Raw genomic sequence first — 14,318 nt, forward strand, 5'->3', positions numbered from 1 at the left:
TTCCGTTCTGCTATTTGTTATCACCTAACAATATTTTTCCCCTCATCCGCCTTACGCCAGGATATTGATCGCCATTTTGAGATCAAGGAACGCCCATGGAACAACGCCGTTTTTCCGGCAAAGGCCACTGGTATCATGAAACCCAGTCGAATCATTCGCAGACGGATGTTCTGCCGCTGGTGCCTGAAGCCGCTAACGTCGACGATCGTTTTTTGCTCGATTTAGCCCTGCCTGATGAGATCCTCGCAAGCTGCGCTGGCTGGCTCACGCCTGCCCGAGCTCTCTGTCACCTCCTGTTCCCGCTTGATACTCCTGTCAACCGTCTGCACACGCTTAGCGCCTACGACAGGCTGAGTACGGCCTTAACGGTTGCGCAGGCGTGTGGCGTCCAGCGGCTCTGTAACCACTACGCGGCGCTGCTCGCCCCCCTTCCGGGCCCCGACTCTTCCCGGGAAAGCAATCGACGCCTTGCAGAAATCACCCAGTATGCCCGCCAGTTAGCCAGCTCGCCCGATGTCATCGACGATAAAGCCCAATACCAGCTTGATGAGGTTGGACTCACGACGTATGACATTGTGCTTATCAACCAGATCATCGGTTTTATCGGTTTTCAGGCACGCGTAGTTGCGGTGTTTCAGGCGCTGCTCGGCCATCCGGTACGCTGGCTGCCCGGACACCACATTCAGCCCCATACGCTACCGGTCAGCTTCCGCAGATGGGCCGCCACGCTACCCGCGGTTGAACTAAAATATGCCAGCGCGCTTCAGCTTGAGGCACTTTCACGCTGGCAGGCGGAACCGGCGCTACAGGCGCTCACGCCGGTGCTGTGCCATGAACCGATGCTGCTTAATCTGACGGGCGACATTCTGGTTAACCATCCGCAAAGCGAAGACCCCTCCTCTTCGATGCTCTCAGCCGCCCATACGCTGCTCGCCGCTTCGCCGGATCGCTTTAGCGCCGCCCAGTTAACACCCCTGACCGAGTCGGGTATCCCGCCAGAAACCGCCATTAATTTGCTCACCCGTCACGCGTTTTACGGCTGGCTGGACCGCCTGCGCGTGGCGCTCGGCAGAGAGGAATAACCGTACTCTTTACCTAAAGAGCGCTTGCTGTAGCAGTGAGAATCGCGTAAAACTGTCAGCCGCTCAATGGCTACGAAAATAGAACATTATGTTTCAGGACAACCCGCTGCTTGCGCAGCTTAAACAGCAACTGCATTCCCAGACGCCGCGTGCAGAAGGGGTCGTAAAAGCCACGGAAAAGGGCTTTGGCTTTCTGGAAGTTGACGGACAAAAGAGCTACTTCATTCCGCCTCCTCAGATGAAGAAAGTGATGCATGGCGACCGCATTTCGGCCGTTATTCATACCGAAAAGGAACGAGAGTCTGCCGAGCCGGAAGCACTGATCGAACCGTTCCTGACCCGCTTTGTCGGGAAAGTGCATAAAAAAGACGATCGTCTCTCTATCGTGCCGGATCATCCTCTCCTGAAAGAGGCTATTCCGTGCCGCGCCGCGCGTGGCGTTGAGCATGATTTCGTAGAGGGTGACTGGGCCGTTGCTGAGATGCGCCGTCATCCGTTAAAAGGCGATCGCGGCTTTTACGCCGAACTGACCCAGTTCATCACCTTTGGCGACGACCACTTCGTGCCGTGGTGGGTGACGCTGGCGCGCCATAACCTGGAAAAAGAAGCGCCGGATGGCGTGGCGACAGAAATGCAGGACGAGGGCCTGGAGCGTCGCGATCTGACCGGGCTGGACTTTGTCACCATCGACAGCGCCAGCACCGAGGATATGGACGACGCGCTGTACGCGGAAGAAGCCGCGGATGGCAAACTGCATCTGACCGTTGCCATCGCCGACCCTACCGCATGGATTGTCGAAGGCAGCAAGCTGGACGAAATGGCCAAAGTGCGTTCGTTCACCAACTACCTGCCGGGCTTCAACATCCCGATGCTGCCGCGCGAACTTTCCGACGACCTCTGCTCCCTGCGTCCCCATGAAGTGCGTCCGGTACTGGCGTGCCGCATGACCATCGCGGCTGACGGCACCATTGAAGAAGATATCGAATTCTTCGCCGCCACCATCGAATCCAAAGCCAAGCTGGCCTATGACAACGTCTCCAACTGGCTGGAGAACACCGGTAACTGGACACCTGACTCTGAGAATATCGCCGCGCAAATTCGCCTGCTGCACCGCGTCTGCCTGAGCCGCAGCGAATGGCGTCAGACCCACGCGCTGGTCTTCAAAGATCGCCCAGACTATCGTTTCGTGCTGGGTGAAAAAGGCGAAGTGCTGAACATCGTCGCTGAGCCACGCCGTATTGCCAACCGCATCGTTGAAGAAGCGATGATTTCCGCCAACATTTGTGCCGCACGCGTGCTGCGCGACAAATTAGGCTTCGGCATTTACAACGTGCACACCGGGTTCGATCCGGCGAACACCGAAGCGCTGGCTGCCCTGCTGAAAACCCATGACGTACACGTTGATCCTGAGGAAGTGCTGACCCTGCAAGGTTTTTGCAAACTGCGCCGCGAGCTGGACGCGCAGCCGTCAGGGTTCCTTGACAGCCGTATTCGCCGTTTCCAGTCCTTCGCGGAAATCAGCACCGAGCCAGGCCCGCACTTTGGTCTCGGTCTTGAGGCGTACGCCACCTGGACCTCCCCGATCCGTAAGTACGGCGACATGGTTAACCATCGTCTGCTGAAAGCGATCGTTAAAGGGGAATCCGTTGCCCGCCCACAGGATGATACGACGTTGCAGATGGCAGAGCGTCGCCGTCTGAACCGTATGGCGGAGCGTGATGTCGGTGACTGGTTATACGCGCGCTTCCTGAATGATAAGGCAGGAACTGACACCCGTTTCCCGGCTGAAATTATCGACATCAGCCGAGGCGGTATGCGCGTACGTCTGGTGGATAATGGCGCCGTAGCCTTTATCCCTGCCCCGTTCCTGCATGCCGTTCGCGACGAGCTGGTTTGCAGCCAGGAAAACGGGACAGTGCAAATTAAAGGCGAAACGGTTTACAAGGTCACTGACGTGATTGATGTCACCATCGCTGAAGTTCGCATGGAAACCCGCAGCATTATCGCGCGCCCTGTCGTCTGATAATCACCTGGAATATCGGCCATCTTCTGAACGGATGGCCGATACTTCTCTCCCGTACTATCTCCCGCAAAATCATCGTTTTTACTCACACTTTTCAGTATTCCACCGCCATGTATACCGCGGGGTGGAGAGCGCGAAAGAAGACACCTTTCTGACGAAGAACGGCGTCAACGAACGGCAGGGTTATCTTTTTGCTCAGCCATGCCTGCTGCCGAATTAGAACGATGGCTAAAGCGCTATCAGGCCAGGAATGCCCGTTAGCGCCGTTTTAGACTCATCACCCCCTGGAACCCGCAGCCTGCGGGATTTACATTTCTCACTTTCATTTAACGAATTTGGTTATTGCATTTTTTACCTTCTCTTTTGAATCAATTTTCTGCATCATTGATAATATTAACTTTTCGCTTCAGGGTGAGCTTATGTCTAACATTGATGCAGCAGCCGTGGCACAGCGTATCGATACCGTGCTGGATATTCTTGTCGCGGGCGATTATCACTCTGCTATCCGTAATCTTGAGATCCTCAAGTCTGAACTGCTGGCTGAGAACGGCGCCGATAACGCACCAGACTCCACTCAACCAAAAGCCCCGTGGGAAGTGTAACCACGTCTTTTCCGCCTTTGTCTTTTAAATGGATGCTATGAATTCCCGACAACAAATCATTTTGCAGATGGTGATCGATCAGGGACGCGTTAGCGTGGTCGATCTCGCTAAAGCCACCGGCGTTTCTGAAGTCACCATCCGTCAGGATCTGAATCTTCTGGAAAAACAGAGCTACCTGCGTCGTGCGCACGGTTATGCCGTTCCACTGGACAGTGACGACGTCGAAACCCGTATGATGAACAATTATGCGCTCAAGCGGGAGCTGGCGGAGTTTGCGGCATCCTTAGTGAATAACGGTGAGACCGTCTTTATTGAAAATGGCAGCAGTAACGCCCTTCTGGCACGCACGCTTGCCGATCAAAAAGATATTACCATCATCACCGTCAGCAGCTATATCGCCCACCTGTTGAAGGAAACTCGCTGCGAGGTGATCCTGCTGGGCGGTATTTACCAGAAGAAAAGCGAAAGCATGGTCGGGCCTTTAACGCGTCAATACGTTCAGCAGGTTCACTTCAGCAAAGCCTTTATTGGTATTGACGGCTGGCAGCCTGACACCGGTTTTACCGGCCGCGACATGATGCGCTCCGATGTGGTTAACGCCGTGCTCGCCAAAGAGTGTGAAGCGATTGTGCTGACCGACAGCTCTAAGTTTGGCGCCGTACACCCGTATACGATGGGGCCTGCTTCGCGCTTCAGCCGCGTAATTACGGATGAGCGTTTGCGCGAGGAATACCGCCAGCAATTAGAACAGGACGGCCTGACTGTCGATATTGTGAAAAAAACGGCCTGATTATCCTGCTGCGCCCGAATAAAGGGCGCACTTAAACCTTTCTCTGAGATTATTCCGATCCCTCCTTTAAGAGTTTTTACCTGTTGAAACCTTTCTAAATACGTAAAATTAATATTAGCGATATAACAGGAAGTGACTATCACCTGCGTGATGATGAAACGCCTGCGCGACCAGCTTTCACGGAAACAGAATTTAGGTATGAATATTGTCTATACTTAATATGCATTCCTTTCCGTGAATCGATAATTCAGGAGAAAGTATTATGACCTTTACCAGCAAAAAATTAGCCGCCGCTGTTCTGGCAATCACTGTAGCAATGTCCCTGAGCGCCTGCTCTAACTGGTCTAAACGTGACCGTAACACCGCAATTGGTGCCGGTGCTGGTGCGCTTGGTGGTGCAGTGTTAACGGATGGTAGTACGCTGGGTACGTTGGGTGGTGCTGCCGTAGGTGGTGTTATCGGTCACCAGGTGGGCAAATAATCACCATAACGGTTCTCACCGGTATAATAATATATTTTGTATTTTCAGGTCTGACTTACGCACGTAAAAAAAAGAGCCACGGCAATGTCCGTGGCTCATTTATTTTAGCCGCCCGCCAGTTTGACTTTCATGCCTTTGGCTTCCAGCAGCGATTTAATTAAATCGCGTTTATCGCCCTGAATTTCAATAATGCCGTCTTTCACTGCCCCACCGCATCCGCATTTCTTTTTAAGCTCAGCGGCGAGTTTTACCAGCTCTGCATCATCCAGATCGACGCCGGTAACCAGGCAAACGCCTTTACCCTTTCTGCCGCTGGTCTGGCGCTGGATCCGCGCGATGCCGTCGCCTTTCGGGCGTTCCGCTTTTTCTTTTGGCTCTTCGATGCGCCCGGTATCCGTTGAATAGACCAGACGACTGTTGGCGTCACGCATTATGCCCCCTTTTTCAGTGATGCATTAATCGCTTTCAGGGTCTCTGCCGGATGAGCAGATTGCGTCACCGGGCGACCAATCACCATATAGTCTACGCCCGCGCTCAGCGCCTGCTCTGGCGTCATGATGCGTCGCTGATCTCCTGACTCACTGCCCACCGGACGAATACCCGGCGTCACCAGCTTAAAGTCGCGGCCTAACTCAGTTTTGAAGCGGACCGCCTCCTGAGCGGAACAGACCACCCCATCTAGCCCACATTGTTGCGTGAGGCGAGCGAGACGCTCTGCATGTTCGGCAGGTGACAATGTCACACCCAGGTCGCGCAGGTCGGATTCATCCATACTGGTCAGGACGGTGACGGCGATCAGAAGCGGTGCGTCATTGCCAAACGGCATCAGCGCTTCGCGCGCCGCTGTCATCATCCGTGCCCCGCCGGAAGCATGAACGTTAACCATCCACACTCCCAGTTCAGCCGCCGCAGCAACGGCGTGCGCAGTGGTATTAGGAATATCGTGAAATTTCAGGTCGAGGAAAACGTCGAAACCACGCTGGTGCAGATCGCGAACGATTTGCGGGCCGAACAGCGTAAACATCTCTTTGCCGACTTTCAGACGGCAATCACGGGGATCAATACCATCAACAAAGGCCAGTGCGGCATCACGGTTATTGTAATCCAGAGCAACAACAACGGGAGAATCGGTAACTATGCGGGAAGTGGAGGAAGTAACAGACGTCATGACCAGCCCTTTTCGTCTATGGGCGCACAGCGGCGCGGAACAGATAAACGGCGTGCATTCTACCTGCCATCGGCATAAATGAACAGAATCGAATGCTTTTCCTGCTGAACCACAGACCGCACGGTGCTGACGGCATGAATTCAGTTATTAGTATGTTGTAACTAAAATCAGGTGTTTTAAAAAATCACTGCCCGTCCAGACCACGGATTGGCTTAATGGTGGACCACGCACGGCATGAAGGGCAATGCCAGTAGAGCGAGTAAGCGGTAAAGCCACATTTCTGGCAGCGATAGCGCGGTTTACTCCGCACCTGCTCGCCCACCATGTCTCGCAGCACCATCAGGCTCTCTTTAGCGCGCCCTTCTTCTGCATCGTTAAGGTGGTAATCCATCAGCTTGTGGAAGACGCGCATCGTCGGATGGCGCTGCAACTGACGGGTAATATACACCTGGGCGGTATCACTCCCTTCGTGCTGTTCGACGACGTCGGACAGCATAAGCTCGGCGGTAGCCCCGGTGTTCTCTTCAACGCAGCGGCGCAAAAACGCAACCCATTCATCCTGCTTACCTAACTGCTGATAGCAGGTTTGCAGCATTTCCAGCGTTTCGCTGACCAGCTCTTTGTCCTGATCGATAACGCGAAGCAGGCTTTCCACCGCTTTAGCGTAGTCACCGTTTGCCATTAAGACCCGCCCCATCATGATCGAGATGCGGGCGCTGTTGCGATCGGCCGCGGCGCCTTTCTTGAGCAATGCCATGGCTTTATCCATGTCATCGCTACCCATTTGCTGAAGGGCCAGTTCGCAGTAAAAGTGGGCAATCTCAACGCGCTGTTTGTCTTTGCCGAGTTTGACCAGCCGTTCAGCGGTATCAATCGCTTTTTGCCAGTCGCTGGTAGCCTGGTAGATTTGCAGAAGCTGCTGAAGCGCACCGATACGGAAATCGGTCTCATCCACCAGCTGGGAGAACATGTCTTCAGCGCGATCGTAAAGCCCCGCCGCCATGTAATCTCTGCCCAACTGCTGCACGGCCAGCAACCGTTGCTCATAGGTCAACGACGCGCTTTCCATCAGGGTCTGGTGGATACGGATGGCACGGTCAACCTCTCCGCGCGAGCGGAACAGGTTTCCCAGGGTGAGATGCGCCTCTACGGTGCCGGTATCCTCTTTGAGCATGTCGAGGAACAGATCGACCGCTTTATCCTGCTGATTACTCAGCAGGAAGTTCACCCCCGCAACGTAGTCACGGGAGAGTCGGTTTGCTTCATCCTGTTTTGTTTGTTGCGCGCTTCTGCGGCCCATATACCAGCCATAGGCTGCGGCGACAGGCAAAAGCAGAAACAACAACTCCAGCATATTCGATTATTCCTTGACTACCGGCACACCAGAGCTCGCCGGAATGTCAGTCGCAGGCGTAAGTTGATGTTCAAGTCGTTTAATTTTACGTTCAGCGCGAACAAGAGAAACACGAACCTTAAGCCAGAACAGGCCGCATACGAGCCAGCCAATGACAAAACCCGCTGCGAACAACACGGCCAGCAGGCTCGACACCCGGTACTCGCCCTGCGCCAGCAGATAGTTGAAACTGACCTGTTGATCGTTTTGCGCGCCCAATGTGACTGAAATGACAAAAATCGCCAGTACCAGTAAGAAAATGAGTAAATATTTCACATGACTTCCCGTTATGTGGTTCGAGCGTATAAAGCGTGTTCAACTCACTGCAATCAGCCTTATAAGCTACCATTTTAGTGGCGGGCGCGAAATGGAAAAAGTGACGCGCCCTTCATGGATTTATGGTCAAATTGCGGAATATCAACCTTCAGGTTCCGCCAGACTCCCTTTCGGCTATTTCTTGCTCCTCTTGCGGCGGCGGCGTCAGTGGTCCACAAAAACGTTGTGCAAGCCAGGTCGCCAGCGTCACCAGTATCCACGAGATCAGCGTTGCCACCACCAAATCGCGCGGCCAGTGCATCCCGAGCAGCATTCGGCTGCCCATTACGCCTGTCGCCCAGACAAGCAAAATCGCAATCGTGAGGGTACGCCGACGCGGCCACAGAAGCCCCACGCCGAGTAACGCCCAGCTGGCAGCAAACATCGTATGACCGGAAGGAAAGGCAAAGCCGGTCTCTTTTTGCCAGTGTTTGCGTAAAAAAGCCGGGATATCCTGCTGTTCCGCAAGCTGTTCTTTCACCAGCGCCCCGCGATCCTTACGCTTTAAAGTGTAGAACTCATCTACCGGAATATGATGCGTTTTTTCCAGCCAGACAACAAAGGGACGGGGCTCCTGCACGCGATCCTTCACCCATGACTTCACGCCCTGCCCCACAAGAATGGCGCCACCGAGAATGGCAAACAGCACCAGCGCCGCGCGAAGGCGAAAGCGCAGGCACCACAGAAACCATGCACAGAGCAGCACATGCGTAATAATCCCCCACGGCTGGGTAACCGTTTCGGTTATCCAGTATAAGGCTTTCAGCCACGTCTCGTTATGTCCAGGCTGCCACATCCAGCCGGAGAACCAAACGACAAGGGGTATAACTAGCAATACGGCGGCCCCGGCGGCCGTACGTCTGGCAATTGAAAGCATGTCCTCTCCTTTTTGACTAAGCACCACAATCATAACTGAATTTCATCATTCTGGTGGAGATGTCGGATCGTGCGTTTAACGTTCGTATAGCGTGGTGGTGATTAGGTGAAGTTGCCGGGCTTGTGGCAAAATAGTCGAATACAGAAAGCAAAATGGGGCACAGACACGAAACGTGTCAGCCTTCTCTGGAGAATCACATGCAGCTTAAACGTGTGGCAGAAGCCAAACTGCCAACCCCATGGGGCGATTTCCTGATGGTGGGTTTTGAAGAACTGGCAACCGGACAAGATCACGTCGCGCTCGTATACGGTGACATTTCAGGACAGACGCCGGTACTGTCTCGCGTTCATTCAGAGTGTCTGACCGGTGACGCGCTGTTCAGCCTGCGCTGTGACTGCGGTTTCCAGCTCGAAGCCGCCCTTTCTCATATCGCAGAGGAAGGTCGTGGCGTACTGCTGTATCACCGCCAGGAAGGTCGCAATATCGGGCTGCTGAATAAAATCCGCGCCTATGCGTTGCAGGATCAGGGCTACGATACCGTCGAAGCCAACCATCAGCTCGGCTTTGCTGCTGACGAGCGCGATTTCACCCTGTGCGCGGACATGTTCAAGCTGCTGGGCGTGGACGAAGTGCGTCTGTTGACCAACAACCCGAAAAAAGTAGAGATCCTTACTGAAGCGGGCATCAACATCGTTGAACGCGTGCCGCTGATTGTTGGGCGCAACCCGAAAAACGCGCACTACCTCGATACCAAAGCCGCCAAAATGGGCCATCTGCTGAGCGAGTAATCGCAAAACGCCCGGCACGTCTGCCGGGCGAGTTTTATCAGTCCAGCATCTTACGAATCACGTAATGCAAAATGCCGTCGTTCTGGTAATAGGTCAGTTCTGTTGCGGTATCAATGCGACACCGGCACTCCAGCACCTCCGTTCGACCGTCTGCGCGCGTTAACTTCACGGGCACCGTTTTACCCGGTTGCAGATTTTGCAGACCGCTGATATCAATCTGCTCTTCCCCGGTCAGCCCCAGCGTTTTACGCGTCACGCCCTGCGGAAACTCGAGCGGCAGGATACCCATCCCGATCAGGTTTGAACGGTGAATACGCTCAAAGGATTCGGCAATGACCACGCGAACCCCCAGCAGACGCGGGCCTTTCGCAGCCCAGTCGCGGCTGGAGCCGGAGCCGTACTCTTTCCCGGCAATCACGGCCAGCGGTGTCCCCTCCTGCTGATACTTCACGGCAGCGTCATAAATTGAAATGACCTCCGTATCCGGCAGGTGGCGCGTCATGCCCCCTTCCACGCCCGGCACCATTTCATTACGAATGCGGATGTTGGCAAAAGTCCCGCGCATCATCACTTCGTGGTTACCGCGACGCGAGCCGTAGGAGTTAAAATCACGTCGCTCCACGCCCCGGCTTTGCAGATAACGTCCCGCAGGGCTATCCGCCTTGATGCTTCCCGCCGGGGAGATATGGTCAGTCGTGACGGAATCCCCCAGCATCGCCAGGATCCGCGCACCCTGAATATCCTTCAGCGGTGCGGGCTCTGCCAGCATCTCATCGAAGAATGGCGACAGGCGGATATAGGTGGAATCATTCTGCCAGTCATAGGTATCGGAACCCACCACGTCGATCGTTTTCCACTCCGGCGTCCCTTCGAACACTTCCGCATACTCTTTACGGAACATCTCGGTGGAGACTTTCTCGACCGCACGCGCAATTTCACGCGATGATGGCCAGATGTCTTTCAGATAGACCGGTTCATTCTTGCGATCGTAACCAATTGGATCGGTCGCCAGGTTAATGTTCATGTTTCCGGCCAGAGCGTAAGCCACAACCAGCGGCGGCGAGGCCAGCCAGTTGGTTTTCACCAGCGGATGAATACGCCCTTCAAAGTTTCGGTTACCGGAAAGCACTGCGCCAACGGTCAAATCCCCCTGCTTGATCGCCACTTCAATAGGTTCAGGCAGTGGACCGGAGTTACCGATACAGGTGGTACAGCCATAGCCCACCAGGTTAAAGCCCAGCTCATCGAGATAAGGCGTGAGTCTGGCCTGCGCCAGATAATCAGACACCACTTTCGAGCCCGGCGCCAGAGACGCTTTCACCCACGGCTGTGGCTTGAGCCCCAGCTCGACCGCCTTTTTCGCCAGCAGCCCGGCGGCCATTAGCACGCTCGGGTTGGACGTGTTGGTACAGGAGGTAATGGCGGCGATGACCACGGCGCCGTCAGGGAGCTGATACTGATGCCCGTTGAGCACGTAGTCCACCGGACGGTGATCTTTTTGCGCGGCATTGACCTCCAGCTCATTGCTGGCGGCAAAAGCTTTCGGTACGTTGCTCAGCGCGACGCGGTCCTGAGGACGTTTCGGCCCTGCGAGGCTTGCCTCAACGGTGCCCATATCCAGCTCCAGCGTACTGGTAAATACCGGCTCGTCGCCCGGATTACGCCACATGCCCTGCGCTTTGGTGTAGGCCTCGACGAGGGCAACCTGCTCCTCGCTGCGACCGCTGAGACGCATGTACTCAAGCGTTACGCTATCAATCGGGAAAAAGCCGCAGGTTGCGCCATATTCCGGTGCCATATTGGCTATGGTGGCGCGGTCCGCCAGCGGCAGAGAATCCAGGCCATCACCATAAAATTCAACGAATTTACCAACCACGCCATGCTTACGCAGCATCTGGGTGACCGTCAGGACCAGATCCGTGGCGGTAATGCCTTCGGACAGCTTACCGGTGAGCTTAAAGCCCACAACATCGGGAATGAGCATCGATACCGGCTGGCCAAGCATGGCCGCTTCCGCTTCGATACCGCCCACGCCCCAGCCCAGTACGCCAAGGCCGTTAATCATGGTTGTGTGAGAGTCGGTGCCCACCAGCGTATCCGGGTACGCAACCCACGCCTTATCCTGCAATTCACTCCAGACGGCTTTACCAAGATATTCCAGGTTCACCTGGTGGCAAATTCCGGTGCCCGGTGGAACGACGCTGAAGCGGCTGAACGCCTGCTGACCCCATTTAAGGAATACATAGCGTTCATGGTTACGTTCCATTTCCAGGCGGACGTTTTCGCCGAAAGCATCGTCGTCACCGAAGTGGTCGACGGTGACGGAGTGGTCGATGACGAGGTCTACCGGGGAGAGTGGATTAACCTTAGCGGTATCGCCCCCGAGACGCTTGACGGCTTCACGCATGGCGGCCAAATCCACAACCGCCGGCACGCCGGTGAAGTCCTGCATCAGCACCCTGGCCGGGCGATAGGCAATTTCTCTGTCTGCATGTGCATTCTTAAGCCACCCTGCCAGAGCCTGGATATCCTCCTCGGTAACCGAGTCGCCATCCTGCCAGCGTAAGAGGTTTTCCAGTAAGACTTTCAACGACTTGGGCAACCGCGAAATGTCCCCAAGCGTCCTGGCAGCCAGCGGTAAGCTGTAGTAGTGCCAGGTTTTATTTTCCGCCTGTAACGTGTCCTTACTGGCTTCGCGTAGGGTTAACGACATAAGCTCCTCCTTAAAAACAGGGATGTCCTGACAATCATCAGGGCTGTAATTAAAGATAACACAAAGATGTCGTAACGTTTTGATAACAACCCAAATTGATAAATTTCGGAATGGTCCAACGCGAGGGATAAAACAAAAAACCCCGCCGTGGCGAGGTTTTACGATTTAGTTGAGAGCCAGCCAGATAAGCTGACACCAGAAGAGGATCGACGCTGAGAATACGCCGAGCCATGACCAGTATTTTACGGTTGTCATGTTATTTGTCATAGGGACACCAGTCTTTAATTATTTGAGGTTCCGAGGTCTGCCCTCGATCTATATTGCTGATGTGTATTTATTAAAGAGTACAAAAGCGCACAGTCTTTATTCAGACTATTTGCATCATTACGCAAAAAGCAAAATTATTGTTTTTTGGGCTCGTCTTCCGCGAACACATCAATAAAGGCCTGCTGCTGTGGCGTCAGTTTCCAGGAGGCTGGCACGCTGGTTGCTGGCACCTTACGCGCTTTGTGAGCATTGTCACGAAGCTGACATATCTCTTTTCGCACTTCCGTACGCACCGTCATGACCATATTCAACCCCAGAATTTCCAGACAAGGAGAGCAACCACCACCCAGAACAGGGCAGAGCCAAGAAAGACCGCCAGCCAGGCTTTACGCTTAAGTGCGGGATCCCTTTGCGGTTCTTCACTTCCTGACGGCATTGCTAACCTCATACAATCGACATCGCTTATCATTTAGAGACCAAACAATTGGCACAAGTAATCATCTGATGAGATAAATCCTAAAGAAACTTTAGCCGAAAAGCCAGTGAATTTACGCATCTGGGCCTGGGAAAAATTCAATCTTTTGACCAGAAATAAATAATTGAAAAGAATAATTTGCACACCTGTAAATTAGTTTCTACTTTTGTCGCAAATTTGCGACAGTAAAACCCCAATCATCAAATGGGTTATGACGATATATGACAGTCGGCGCAAATGCGGTTAATTCTAATTTAGCTTAAAGAGGAATGGCGGTATCTTTCCGCAGGAGAAAGATACCGGATGTGATTATTTGGCGGGAAGTTTGATGTCTTTAAACATCTCTTCAATATCTTCGTTGGAACGTAACGCTACGGCCGTATCTACCACGTCACGCGTTAAATGGGGCGCGAAGCGTTGAATAAAATCATACATATAGCTGCGCAGGAACGTGCTGCGACGAAAACCAATCTTGGTGGTGCTGTGGCTGAAAATATCATGCGCATCCAGACGCACCAGATCCGGGTCTGAAACAGGATCCACCGCCATGCTGGCAATAACCCCCACGCCCAGGCCCAGACGCACGTAGGTTTTTATGACGTCCGCGTCCGTCGCGGTGAAGACAATCCGAGGCGTTAATCCGGCGCGGTTAAAAGCGGTGTCCAGCTCAGAACGGCCCGTAAAACCGAACGTATAGGTCACCAGCGGGTATTGCGCCAGCTCTTCTATTGTTACTTCACCCTTCCCCGCCAGCGGATGGTCAGGAGTCACGACAATGGAGCGGTTCCAGTGGTAGCACGGCAACATAACCAGGTCATCGTACAGATGAAGGGCTTCCGTCGCGATGGCAAAATCGGCATTACCTTTGGACACGGCCTCGGCAATTTGTGTCGGCGAGCCCTGATGCATATGCAGGGAAACGCGGGGATAGCGTTCAATGAAACCTTTAATCACCCCGGGAAGCGCGTAACGCGCCTGGGTGTGCGTGGTGGCAATATACAGTGAGCCTTTATCCGGCCAGGTGTGTTCGCCTGCGACGGATTTAATGGCATCAACTTTGGAAAGCACTTCCCGTGCAATGCGGATAATTTCCTGTCCTGCCGGCGTGACCTGCGTCAGGTGCTTACCGCTGCGGGCAAATATCTGAATACCCAGCTCATCCTCCAGCATACGCACCTGCTTGCTGATGCCGGGCTGCGAGGTATAAAGGCCTTCTGCGGTGGAAGAGACGTTGAGGTTGTGATTAACGACCTCAACGATATAGCGAAGCTGCTGTAATTTCATGCCAGACCATCCGATTTAACGCACGCGACAATCGCTTAAGACGATTTAATAATAAGAAAC

The 14,318-nt window shown here is 53.9% G+C and carries 16 protein-coding genes; 6 read left to right on the plus strand and 10 right to left on the minus strand.

Annotated elements, in window-relative coordinates:
* The first annotated feature begins 95 nt into the window (after window positions 1-95).
* From IM267_RS03535 to osmB, 5 genes are all read left to right on the plus strand, one after another.
* The gene (locus IM267_RS03535; RefSeq protein ID WP_193032778.1) at window positions 96-1,082 is read left to right on the plus strand and encodes a CMD domain-containing protein; all 987 of its coding nucleotides are present in this window, start codon (window positions 96-98) and stop codon (window positions 1,080-1,082) included.
* An 88-nt stretch (window positions 1,083-1,170) separates the two neighbouring features.
* Window positions 1,171-3,105, plus strand: coding sequence for an exoribonuclease II (locus IM267_RS03540; protein WP_193032780.1), 1,935 nt, complete (start codon window positions 1,171-1,173; stop codon window positions 3,103-3,105).
* Between the two features lie 419 nt (window positions 3,106-3,524).
* A complete protein-coding gene (locus tag IM267_RS03545; protein WP_063867062.1) occupies window positions 3,525-3,707 on the plus strand; it encodes a hypothetical protein in 183 nt (60 codons plus the stop codon).
* A 37-nt stretch (window positions 3,708-3,744) separates the two neighbouring features.
* Window positions 3,745-4,497, plus strand: a complete 753-nt coding sequence (locus IM267_RS03550) for a DNA-binding transcriptional regulator YciT (protein WP_107535470.1) — start codon at window positions 3,745-3,747, stop codon at window positions 4,495-4,497.
* Between the two features lie 262 nt (window positions 4,498-4,759).
* Window positions 4,760-4,978 (plus strand): osmotically-inducible lipoprotein OsmB, encoded by a 219-nt coding sequence (gene osmB / locus IM267_RS03555; protein ID WP_017384212.1) that lies wholly within the window; start codon window positions 4,760-4,762, stop codon window positions 4,976-4,978.
* A 104-nt stretch (window positions 4,979-5,082) separates the two neighbouring features.
* On the opposite strand, the gene yciH is transcribed toward osmB, so the two are convergent.
* The 5 genes from yciH to pgpB form a co-directional block, all read right to left on the minus strand.
* Window positions 5,083-5,409, minus strand: a complete 327-nt coding sequence (gene yciH / locus IM267_RS03560; RefSeq protein ID WP_193032781.1) for a stress response translation initiation inhibitor YciH — start codon at window positions 5,407-5,409, stop codon at window positions 5,083-5,085.
* Complete coding sequence (pyrF, locus tag IM267_RS03565; protein ID WP_193032782.1) at window positions 5,409-6,146, minus strand: orotidine-5'-phosphate decarboxylase; 738 nt, start codon at window positions 6,144-6,146, stop codon at window positions 5,409-5,411. Before pyrF ends, yciH begins: the two co-directional genes overlap by 1 nt.
* 184 nt (window positions 6,147-6,330) lie before the next feature.
* Window positions 6,331-7,500, minus strand: a complete 1,170-nt coding sequence (gene lapB / locus IM267_RS03570) for a lipopolysaccharide assembly protein LapB (RefSeq protein ID WP_193032784.1) — start codon at window positions 7,498-7,500, stop codon at window positions 6,331-6,333.
* A gap of 6 nt (window positions 7,501-7,506) precedes the next feature.
* On the minus strand, window positions 7,507-7,815 hold the full coding sequence (locus tag IM267_RS03575) for a LapA family protein (protein WP_006810839.1): 309 nt from the start codon (window positions 7,813-7,815) through the stop codon (window positions 7,507-7,509).
* A gap of 148 nt (window positions 7,816-7,963) precedes the next feature.
* Window positions 7,964-8,731 carry a phosphatidylglycerophosphatase B gene (gene pgpB / locus IM267_RS03580; protein ID WP_193032786.1) on the minus strand — a complete coding sequence of 256 codons (768 nt, stop codon included), beginning with the start codon at window positions 8,729-8,731 and terminating at the stop codon, window positions 7,964-7,966.
* Window positions 8,732-8,928: 197 nt separating this feature from the next.
* On the opposite strand from pgpB, the gene ribA reads away from it, so the two are divergent.
* Complete coding sequence (gene ribA, locus IM267_RS03585; RefSeq protein WP_013096372.1) at window positions 8,929-9,519, plus strand: GTP cyclohydrolase II; 591 nt, start codon at window positions 8,929-8,931, stop codon at window positions 9,517-9,519.
* 37 nt (window positions 9,520-9,556) lie between these two features.
* On the opposite strand, the gene acnA is transcribed toward ribA, so the two are convergent.
* The 5 genes from acnA to cysB all read right to left on the minus strand — a co-directional run bounded on the left by acnA (window position 9,557) and on the right by cysB (window position 14,258).
* Window positions 9,557-12,232, minus strand: coding sequence for an aconitate hydratase AcnA (gene acnA, locus IM267_RS03590; RefSeq protein WP_193032787.1), 2,676 nt, complete (start codon window positions 12,230-12,232; stop codon window positions 9,557-9,559).
* Between the two features lie 165 nt (window positions 12,233-12,397).
* On the minus strand, window positions 12,398-12,499 hold the full coding sequence (gene ymiC, locus IM267_RS21170; protein WP_226847890.1) for a small membrane protein YmiC: 102 nt from the start codon (window positions 12,497-12,499) through the stop codon (window positions 12,398-12,400).
* Window positions 12,500-12,633: 134 nt separating this feature from the next.
* Entirely contained in the window at window positions 12,634-12,804 is a 171-nt protein-coding gene (locus IM267_RS03595; protein ID WP_063866560.1) for a hypothetical protein, read from the minus strand.
* Window positions 12,805-12,806: 2 nt separating this feature from the next.
* Window positions 12,807-12,947 (minus strand): YmiA family putative membrane protein, encoded by a 141-nt coding sequence (locus tag IM267_RS03600; protein ID WP_216636322.1) that lies wholly within the window; start codon window positions 12,945-12,947, stop codon window positions 12,807-12,809.
* A 336-nt stretch (window positions 12,948-13,283) separates the two neighbouring features.
* Window positions 13,284-14,258: an HTH-type transcriptional regulator CysB gene (gene cysB, locus IM267_RS03605; protein ID WP_006810844.1), complete on the minus strand. Its 975-nt coding sequence runs from the start codon at window positions 14,256-14,258 to the stop codon at window positions 13,284-13,286.
* Window positions 14,259-14,318: the final 60 nt, after the last annotated feature.

The sequence above is a fragment of the Enterobacter cloacae complex sp. P15RS genome (genome assembly GCF_014895905.1).
Lineage (GTDB): Bacteria > Pseudomonadota > Gammaproteobacteria > Enterobacterales > Enterobacteriaceae > Enterobacter > Enterobacter quasihormaechei.